Here is a 654-nt window from a genome sequence, read left to right as displayed (position 1 = left end):
CCCCGCGCACTCCTCGTGGGGGGTGGTGTGCCCCTGTTGCGGGGCGGCCCCCCCCGCGGGGCGCGCGCCCCGCACGCCGCCTACACGGTGATCGCGAGCAACTCGCCCCCGTACGTGCCGATATAGAGGACCCCATCGGACACCCTGGGCGACGACTCCGTGAAGAAGGTGCCCTTGGCGGCGAACCGCCAGAGCTGCTTGTTGGCCACCGTGTCCACGGCGTACAGGTGCCCGTCGTCACTGCCGAAGTAGGCGACGCCGCCCACCACCGCCGGTGTGGAGTCCACACTGTCGGCCGTGGGGAACGCGAGCCGCTGCTGGGCGGTTTCGGCGTCGACCCCGTACAGATGGCCGTCGTCACTGCCGAAGTAGGCGATCCCGTCCACCACCGTGGCGGATGACGCGCGGACGGGGCCGCCTCCGGGGAAGTCCTCGTGCTCGCTGCCGTCCTTCGTCCGGAAGGAAAGCAGGCCGTCACCGCATCCGACGTGGATGCGATCGCCGGTCACGGTCGGCGCGCAGTGCAGCGACTTGTCCGTGGGCGTCCTCCACAGCGCGCTCCCTGTGGCCGCCTCCAGCGAGATCAGGCCGTCGGCGCTGCCGACGATCACGGCGCCGTTCGCCACCGCCGGGGATGTCACCCAATGGCCGGTG

1 protein-coding gene is annotated in these 654 nt (G+C 71.6%); it reads right to left on the bottom strand.

Annotated elements, in window-relative coordinates; all coding sequences use genetic code 11:
• Positions 1-80 precede the first annotated feature (80 nt).
• Positions 81-654: PQQ-binding-like beta-propeller repeat protein (locus tag ACFWI9_RS33715; RefSeq protein ID WP_387168967.1), on the bottom strand; the 574-nt coding region annotated here is incomplete at its 5' end.

It is taken from the genome of Streptomyces sp. NPDC127084 (genome assembly GCF_042724175.1).
In the GTDB taxonomy this organism is placed as follows: domain Bacteria; phylum Actinomycetota; class Actinomycetes; order Streptomycetales; family Streptomycetaceae; genus Streptomyces.
This window is presented reverse-complemented; position numbering and strand designations above follow the sequence as displayed.